At 48.4% G+C, this 8324-nt stretch carries 8 protein-coding genes, 1 tRNA gene and 1 rRNA gene; all 10 read left to right on the top strand.

Annotated features, from left to right (window positions below):
* Positions 1-9: 9 nt before the first annotated feature.
* A 5S ribosomal RNA gene (rrf, locus tag GJJ30_RS31195) occupies positions 10-121 on the top strand.
* A gap of 80 nt (positions 122-201) precedes the next feature.
* Positions 202-275: transfer RNA gene (locus GJJ30_RS31190), tRNA-Pro, on the top strand.
* A gap of 180 nt (positions 276-455) precedes the next feature.
* A complete protein-coding gene (locus GJJ30_RS31185) occupies positions 456-1898 on the top strand; it encodes an anthranilate synthase component I family protein (protein WP_154179163.1) in 1443 nt (480 codons plus the stop codon).
* Between the two features lie 11 nt (positions 1899-1909).
* Positions 1910-2476 (top strand): anthranilate synthase component II, encoded by a 567-nt coding sequence (locus tag GJJ30_RS31180; protein WP_154179162.1) that lies wholly within the window; start codon positions 1910-1912, stop codon positions 2474-2476.
* Complete coding sequence (locus GJJ30_RS31175) at positions 2473-3162, top strand: SAM-dependent methyltransferase (protein ID WP_154179161.1); 690 nt, start codon at positions 2473-2475, stop codon at positions 3160-3162. Before GJJ30_RS31180 ends, GJJ30_RS31175 begins: the two co-directional genes overlap by 4 nt.
* Positions 3163-3166: 4 nt before the next feature.
* Positions 3167-4156 carry an anthranilate phosphoribosyltransferase gene (gene trpD / locus GJJ30_RS31170; protein WP_154179160.1) on the top strand — a complete coding sequence of 330 codons (990 nt, stop codon included), beginning with the start codon at positions 3167-3169 and terminating at the stop codon, positions 4154-4156.
* Positions 4157-4216: 60 nt separating this feature from the next.
* Positions 4217-5032: an indole-3-glycerol phosphate synthase TrpC gene (trpC, locus tag GJJ30_RS31165; RefSeq protein ID WP_154179159.1), complete on the top strand. Its 816-nt coding sequence runs from the start codon at positions 4217-4219 to the stop codon at positions 5030-5032.
* Entirely contained in the window at positions 5029-5676 is a 648-nt protein-coding gene (locus tag GJJ30_RS31160; protein WP_154179158.1) for a phosphoribosylanthranilate isomerase, read from the top strand. The genes trpC and GJJ30_RS31160 overlap by 4 nt, the downstream gene beginning before the upstream one ends.
* A 164-nt stretch (positions 5677-5840) precedes the next feature.
* Positions 5841-7043 (top strand): tryptophan synthase subunit beta, encoded by a 1203-nt coding sequence (trpB, locus tag GJJ30_RS31155; protein ID WP_154179157.1) that lies wholly within the window; start codon positions 5841-5843, stop codon positions 7041-7043.
* A 77-nt stretch (positions 7044-7120) separates the two neighbouring features.
* Positions 7121-7936 (top strand): tryptophan synthase subunit alpha, encoded by an 816-nt coding sequence (trpA, locus tag GJJ30_RS31150; RefSeq protein WP_154179156.1) that lies wholly within the window; start codon positions 7121-7123, stop codon positions 7934-7936.
* Positions 7937-8324: the final 388 nt, after the last annotated feature.

Genomic DNA, 8324 nt, shown 5'->3' with positions numbered 1-8324 from the left:
ACGAGCTGGGATGGTGGCAAGGGTGCGGGGGAACACCTCTTCCCATACCGAACAGAGCCGTTAAGCCCCGTTACGCCGATGGTACTGGAGTCACTTCCGGGAGAGTAGGTTGCCGCCACCACAGAATAAATACCCATCTTCTCCGGGAGATGGGTATACTTTTTTCTTTTTGATTTTTATAAATTATTTACCTTTGCATATCGGGGTGTAGCGCAGCTCGGTAGCGCGCTACGTTCGGGACGTAGAGGTCGTGGGTTCGAATCCCGCCACCCCGACACTGTTAAACGATTTATAGTCATGCGTTTTGAAGCAATTTCTTCTAATCTTTGGTGGCGTTCTTCTTCAATAGAAGTTGAACAGTCAGCGCATGCTTTATAACCTAATTTTGGTTTTTACAAAAGCCCACTGTTCATACCAGTGGGCTTTTTTTGTTTCTATCCTTTTAACTTTTTGATATGATTACGTCAGTTCAAGAACAGAAAAACCGGTATAACGTCACCAGCTCGTACCGTAAAATGCTGGCTGATACGTTAACGCCCGTGAGCATCTACCTGCGCTTACGAGATAAATTTGTCAACAGTATTTTACTGGAAAGTTCGGACTACCACGGCCATGACAATAGCTACTCTTACATCTGTTTTGATCCGGTTTCGAAGTTTGAATTTGACGGCAAAACCATAGCAATCAATTACCCGGATGGACAGGCTCATTCCGTTGAGATTTCGGCAAATGACGATTTATTAACGCATATCGAGGAATACAGAGCTGGGTTCAATTATCAGAAACTGCCGTTCTCATTTATTACTAATGGCCTTTTTGGACACATCGGATATAACGCCGTTCAGTTTTTTGAGGATATTACTTTGCAGGCAAAAACCGCCGAAAATGACGTACCGCTGGTCGTATACCAGGCTTTTCGGTATGTGATTGCCATCAATCATTTCAAAGATGAACTCTATCTTTTTGAGCATTCTTACTCTCAGGATGGCGACGAAACCACACCGGACAATCTTGATTACATCGAGACGCTGATCAAAAGCCGTAATTTTCCGGCCTACACCTTTCAGACGACGCAGACCGAGCAGTCCAATTTTACGGATTCGGAATTCCTGGAAATCATTCAGAAAGGCATCGACCATTGTCATCGCGGTGATGTTTTTCAAATTGTGCTTTCGCGCAAGTTTTCGACGGCTTTTCGCGGGGATGAATTCAATGTCTATCGGACGTTGCGCTCCTTAAATCCCTCGCCGTATCTTTTTTACTTCGATTACGGCAATTACAAATTATTCGGATCCTCGCCGGAAGCGCAAATTGTCATTAAAGGTCAAAATGCCATTATTTACCCCATCGCGGGTACTTTCCGTCGGACGGGAGATGATGCCGCCGATGCAGAGTTGGCTAAAAAGCTTCATAACGACCCGAAAGAAACCTCTGAGCATGTCATGCTGGTGGATTTGGCCCGTAATGATTTGAGTCGGAATTGCAAAACCGTGAAAGTGGAGACGTTTAAAGAGGTGCAATTCTATTCGCACGTTATTCACTTGGTTTCGAAAGTCGTGGGTGAGTTAGCCAAAAACGTTCAGCCGTTACGGATCGTGGGCGAAACGTTTCCGGCCGGAACCTTATCGGGCGCTCCCAAACACCGGGCAATGCAACTGATCGATCAGTACGAAAAAACGAGTCGCGGTTTTTACGCGGGCTGTATCGGTTTTATGGATTTCAGCGGTGATTTCAACCAGGCCATTATGATCCGGACTTTTCTGAGCAAAAACAACACCCTGCATTACCAGGCGGGTGCCGGAATCGTGGCCAAATCGGATCCCGAAAGCGAATTGCAGGAAGTTCACAACAAATTGATGGCCCTTCGGACGGCCATGAAACAGGCAGAAACTATTTAAAACGGAATAGTATGAAAGTGCTGGTTATCGATAATTACGATTCATTTACGTACAACCTCGTCTACATTCTTCGTGAACTGGGCCCTATCGTCGATGTGTATCGGAATGATAAAATTTCGCTGGAAGATGTGGATGCGTACGACAAAATTCTGCTGTCGCCCGGGCCGGGTATTCCGTCCGAAGCCGGTATTATGCAGGAAGTCATTCGAACCTATGCGCCCACCAAAAGCATTCTGGGAATTTGCCTCGGCCACCAGGGCATCGGTGAAGCGTTCGGGGCCAATCTGGAAAACATGAGCGATGTCTACCACGGCGTGGCACATCGGGCCTACATCAAAGATACTTCCGAGCGGTTATTCAATGGGTTGCCGACGGATTTACTGGTGGGCAGATACCACTCGTGGACGGTGGTTCCGGAGAGTTTACCGGCGGATCTGACGATCACGGCCGTGGATGAAAACGGTCGGGTAATGGGGCTGGCCCATAAAACCTATGACGTGCGGGGTGTGCAGTTCCACCCGGAATCGGTTCTGACTGAGCACGGAAAGCAAATGCTGGAAAACTGGTTGAACGCATGATTCTGGATTCGATCGTGCCCTGGGGCCGTTCGCTCGACGAATACCGTCGGATGTTCAATTTAACGGAAGCGGATCTGGCCAAAACCGTATTGGGCGTTGGCGATGGTCCGGCAAGTTTCAATGCGGAAATGCAGCAGTTGGGTCATTCGGTGGTGTCAATCGATCCGATTTATGCGTTTTCGGCTTCGGAAATTGCGTCCCGGATTGAGCAGACCTACGATACGGTTTTAGAACAGCTGCGGTTAAATGCCGATCAGTATAACTGGACTGAATTTCGGAATCCGGATGAGTTGGGTGAACAGCGGATGCGGGCGATGCAGCGGTTTTTGACCGACTACGAAACCGGAAAGCAGCAAGGGCGTTACCGGACGGAATCATTGCCAAAGCTTTCCTTTCCGGATCAGTCGTTCGAGCTGGCGCTTTGTTCGCATTTTCTGTTTCTGTACTCGGCGCATTTTTCGGAAGCATTTCATGTGGAAGCTGTTCGGGAATTGCTGAGAATTGCCGATGAGGTTCGCATTTTTCCAGTAGTAGATTTATCGGGCCAGCGTTCTCCTTACGTAAAAACCGCATCGTCGGTTTGGGAAAAGAGCGGTTTTTCGGTTGAAATAGTCGAAGTACCTTATCATTTTCAGAAAAACGGCAACCAAATGCTGTGTATCAAAAGCAATACATGGAATCCCTAGCTCTATGAAAGAAATACTAAATCACCTGTTCGAATACAAAACGCTGACCAAGGCCGAAGCCCGGCGGGTATTGATCGGAATCAGTACGGGGCAATACAACACCTCGCAAATTGCGGCTTTTCTGACGGTTTATATGATGCGGAGCATTACCGTCGAAGAGTTGGAAGGTTTTCGGGATGCGATGCTGGAGCTCTGTCTGCCCGTCGATCTCTCCGAATTTGATGTGATGGATCTGTGCGGCACGGGTGGCGATGGCAAAGATACGTTCAACATCTCAACCTTGTCGGCGTTTGTCGTAGCCGGGGCCGGGCAGCGGATTGCCAAACACGGAAATCACGGCGTTTCATCGATGTGCGGCTCGTCGACGGTGATGGAATTCCTGGGCTACCGGTTTACAAACGATTACGACGTTTTGCGGAAGAAAGTCGAAAACGCCGGGATCTGTTTTCTGCACGCACCACTCTTTCACCCGGCCATGAAGAACGTCGGGCCGATTCGGAAGGAACTCGGTGTAAAGACGTTTTTTAACGTTCTGGGCCCGATGGTGAACCCGGCTTTCCCGAAAAAACAGCTCGTTGGCGTATTTAGTCTTGAATTAGCCAGATTATATGCGTATCTTTATCAGCAAACGCCCAAGCGGTTTATGATCCTACACGCTCTGGATGGCTATGATGAAGTGTCGCTGACCGGCGCCTTCAAAACGATTACTGCACACGCTGAGCAAGTGCTGACTCCGCACCAAATCGGCTTGCCCCAATTGTTGCCAGAACAATTGGCCGGGGGTAAGTCCGTTGAAGATTCTGCCCGTATTTTTATGAATGTGCTGAACAACGAAGCGACATCCGCCCAAACGGATGCGGTTATTGCCAATGCCGCGATGGCACTGGTAGCCGCCGAACGGGCCAAAACCGCTGAGGAAGGTGTTCAAATGGCGCGGGAATCGCTGGAAAGCAAGCGGGCGTTGGAAAGTCTGAAGAAATTAGTGGCGAACTAGAGAGAGAAAAATCAGTTAGTAGAAAATAAGCAGTACAATACCACCGGAATAAAGGATAGAATGGACGTACTTGAACGGATTATTGAGCGGAAGCGTATTGAAGTAGAACATCAAAAAACCGTCGTATCCCAACGGGAGCTGGAACAACGACCGCTATTCAACCGGCAGCCGTTGTCGGCCCACGCGGCTCTTCGTCGCCCCGGTTCATCGGGCATCATCGCCGAGTTCAAGCGAAAATCTCCTTCCAAAGGCATTATCAACGATCAGGTTTCAGTGGCCGAAACCACGGCGGGTTACGTCCGCGCCGGTGCTGCTTGTTTGTCGGTTTTAACCGATGAACCGTTTTTTGGTGGAACCTCGGCGGATTTGATGCTGGCGCGGGAAGCCAATCCGGCAACGCCAATCATTCGCAAGGATTTTATCATCGATCCGTACCAGATTGTGGAAGCCAAAGCCATTGGTGCGGATTTCATTTTGCTCATTGCTTCCTGTCTGACTCCCGAAGAAGTCGAAAAGTACAGCCAGATTGCCCACAACCTGGGGCTGGAGGTGCTGCTCGAGGTTCATGACGAGCAGGAACTGGCAAGCCACCTTACCCAAACGGTTGATCTGGTGGGTGTCAATAACCGGAATCTGAAAACGTTTGTGACCGATATCGAAACTTCCGTGCGGCTTTCGTCGCTGATTCCGGCATCGTTTGTCAAAATTTCGGAGAGCGGTTTGCAGCAGGCCGAATCCATTCAAGTCTTGCAACAGGCTGGTTATCAGGGATTTCTGATTGGTGAAACGTTTATGAAAACCGCTGATCCGGGATTGGCTTTACAGCAATTGATAAATGAATTAAACAGTATCTCTCAAAAACAATATATCGTATGAAAGTAAAAGTATGTGGAATGCGGGATTCCGACAACATTCGCGAACTGCTCGCCCTGGCACCCGATTTTATGGGCTTCATTTTCTACGATAAATCACTCCGGTTTGTCGGTGAAGATCTGGACGCTGATCTGCTGAAGTCGTTCCCGCGCAACGTCAAAAAAGTAGGGGTATTTGTTAACGCCAGCCCGGATTACATCCTGCGCACGGCAAAAAAATACGACCTGCAATACGTTCAACTGCACGGAAACGAAACCCCCGACTTTTGCCGGAACCTGCGGATGCGCGGCATCAGCATCATTAAGGCATTTTCGGTCGATGAGTCGTTCAACTTCAGCATGATCAACAACTACAAACCGTCGTGCGATTTCTTTTTGTTCGATGCAAAAGGGGAGCAGTTTGGCGGAAATGGCGTTTTGTTCGACTGGAGTTTGATGAACCGGTATGACAACGACAAACCGTTTTTCATCAGTGGCGGTATCGACGCAGACAGCCTGGATGCGCTGGACCAACTCAAAAACATGAAGCTCTACGGCGTCGATGTCAACAGCAGGGTCGAAATGAGCCCCGGTCTAAAAGACATTGAATTGGTTAAAAACATCATCACCGGCTTAAAACCGATCGAAGAGGAAGAAACCGTCGCATAACCACCTGCCAGCTATCGAGATATCTATACTTTTAGAGACCGCATCGCGCAGTCTCACAGGATTTTCTGCCTTATTTGAATTGAAAGTAATTCCCCGGTTTTATACGGCTTAAGCGGTTTTTGAATCGTCGCAGTCCGGGAATTACAATTTATTTTTTGAGTACAATGGAAACTACAGAATTGAAATCAGCTTATCAAGTCGACGAAAGAGGCTATTATGGAACCTTTGGCGGGGCCTTCATTCCGGAAATGCTGTATCCGAATGTGGAAGAGCTGCGTCAGAATTATTTGTCCATCATTTCAGACCCTTCTTTTCAACAACAATGGCGGGATTTGCTGACGGATTATGTAGGTCGTCCAACTCCACTTTTTCATGCGCGTCGGCTGTCGGAAGCCTATAACACGACGATTTACTTAAAGCGCGAAGACCTTTGCCACACCGGCGCCCACAAAGTCAACAATACTGTCGGCCAGATTCTGGTGGCCCAGCGATTAGGTAAAAAACGCATCGTGGCTGAAACCGGTGCCGGTCAGCACGGCGTGGCCACGGCTACGGTTTGCGCCCTTATGGGGCTGGAATGCATTGTTTACATGGGCCGAATTGACATGGAACGTCAGAAGCCCAACGTCGACCGGATGCGAATGCTGGGTGCAACGGTTGTTCCGGCCACGAGCGGCAGCCAGACGCTGAAAGACGCCACCAACGAAGCCATGCGGCACTGGATCAATAATCCGGTCGATACGCATTATGTGATCGGTTCCGTGGTCGGGCCGCATCCCTATCCCGACATGGTGGCTCGTTTTCAATCCATCATTTCGGAAGAAACAAGAAAACAATTGCTGGAAAAAACCGGTCAGGCCAATCCCGATTATGTGATTGCCTGTGTTGGTGGAGGCAGTAATGCCGCCGGAGCTTTCTATCATTATTTAGATGAACCCTCCGTTAAACTGATTGCGGCCGAGGCCGCCGGTCAGGGCGTTGGTTCCGGTCATTCGGCTGCGACAACGGCTTTGGGCAAACCCGGTATTTTGCACGGAAGCAGCACGATTCTGATGCAAACCGAAGACGGCCAGGTCGTCGAACCGTATTCGATCTCAGCCGGTCTGGATTATCCCGGTATTGGGCCCTTGCATGCGCATTTGTTTGCATCCGGCCGGGGGCGGTTTTATGCCATCACCGACGAGGAAGCCCTGGAATCGGCTTTTGAACTCAGCCGTCTGGAAGGAATCATTCCGGCCCTGGAGTCCTCGCACGCGCTGGCTTGTCTTCCCAAACTGAAAGCCGGTCCGGATGAGGTTGTTGTTATCTGCCTTTCCGGGCGTGGAGACAAAGATTTAGCCGCTTACACAACCCGACTTCCGAAATAAAAACCTCCTATTTATCGGATACTACCGCCAATAAACCCATTGGTCGGCTACTTCCTCATTTCCAAAATACGTCTGCCATGAACCGCATTACTGCATTATTTCAAAAAAAGTCAGAGCAAATTCTGAACGTTTACTTCACCGCCGGTTTTCCGCAATTGAACGATACAGCCCCCATTTTAGAAATGTTGCAGGAAGCGGGCGTTGATTTGATTGAGATCGGGATGCCGTATTCAGACCCGGTGGCTGATGGCGAAACGATCCAGCAAAGCAATCAAAAGGCGTTGAATAATGGGATGTCGCTCCGGGTTTTGTTCGAGCAGCTCCGGGGAATTCGGGCGAAGGTTCAGGTGCCGATTTTGTTAATGGGTTATCTCAATCCGGTCGTTCAGTTCGGAATCGAAGCCTTTTGCCAGCAATGCGCCGAGGTGGGTGTTGATGGGATCATTGTGCCGGATTTGCCCATTGATGTCTACGAGCGCGAATACAAACCGACATTTGACCGCTATAACATCCTGAATATTTTTCTAATCACACCCCAAACCGCCGAAAACCGCATTCGTCAGATCGATCAGCTGACCGACGGATTCATTTACATGGTTTCGTCGGCCAGTACGACCGGTTCTCAAAAAGGAATTACGGACGAAATGAAAGCGTATTTCAATCGCATCAAAGCGATGAATATTAAAAATCCGCGCCTGATCGGTTTTGGAATTCAGGATTATGAAACTTTTCAAACTGCCAGTCAGTACGCAAACGGTGCCATTATCGGTAGCGCTTTTGTTCGATTGCTGGAGAAAAATCAGGCTGATAAAACCGCTGCCATCCATAATTTTATCCAATCGATCCGGATTTCATCATCGAAAGAAAAAATAAATTCGACCCTTACTGCTTAGTAGTCAGCGTTGTACAAAGTCTTCAGAATTTATTTTGATTAGAGCACTTGACAAAGGGAAAAATATTTCGGTACTTTGCAGTCCCAAATCGGGGATACGAAGAGCGGAAGAGTTGCCTAAGTGGTTGTCTTTGAGTCAATTAGGCGTTGAAAAAGAGAAAGCAAGCTGAAATTATTTTTTCTTTTTTAATTTGAATTTTCAAAACCTTCTCTTACCTTTGCAGTCCCAAATCGGGGAAAGAGTTGGAGTGAAAAAATAGCATACCGGTTGACAGGCTTTCGGGCAGCTCAATCACGATTTTCCAAACGAGGAAAATATGTTCTTTGACGTAGTGGACAGAAGTACCAAACAATGACAATCGACGACGTAACAGTGAAATGTTAGTACG

It is taken from the genome of Larkinella terrae, from assembly GCF_009668025.1.
Taxonomy (GTDB): domain Bacteria; phylum Bacteroidota; class Bacteroidia; order Cytophagales; family Spirosomataceae; genus Larkinella; species Larkinella terrae.
This window is presented reverse-complemented; position numbering and strand designations above follow the sequence as displayed.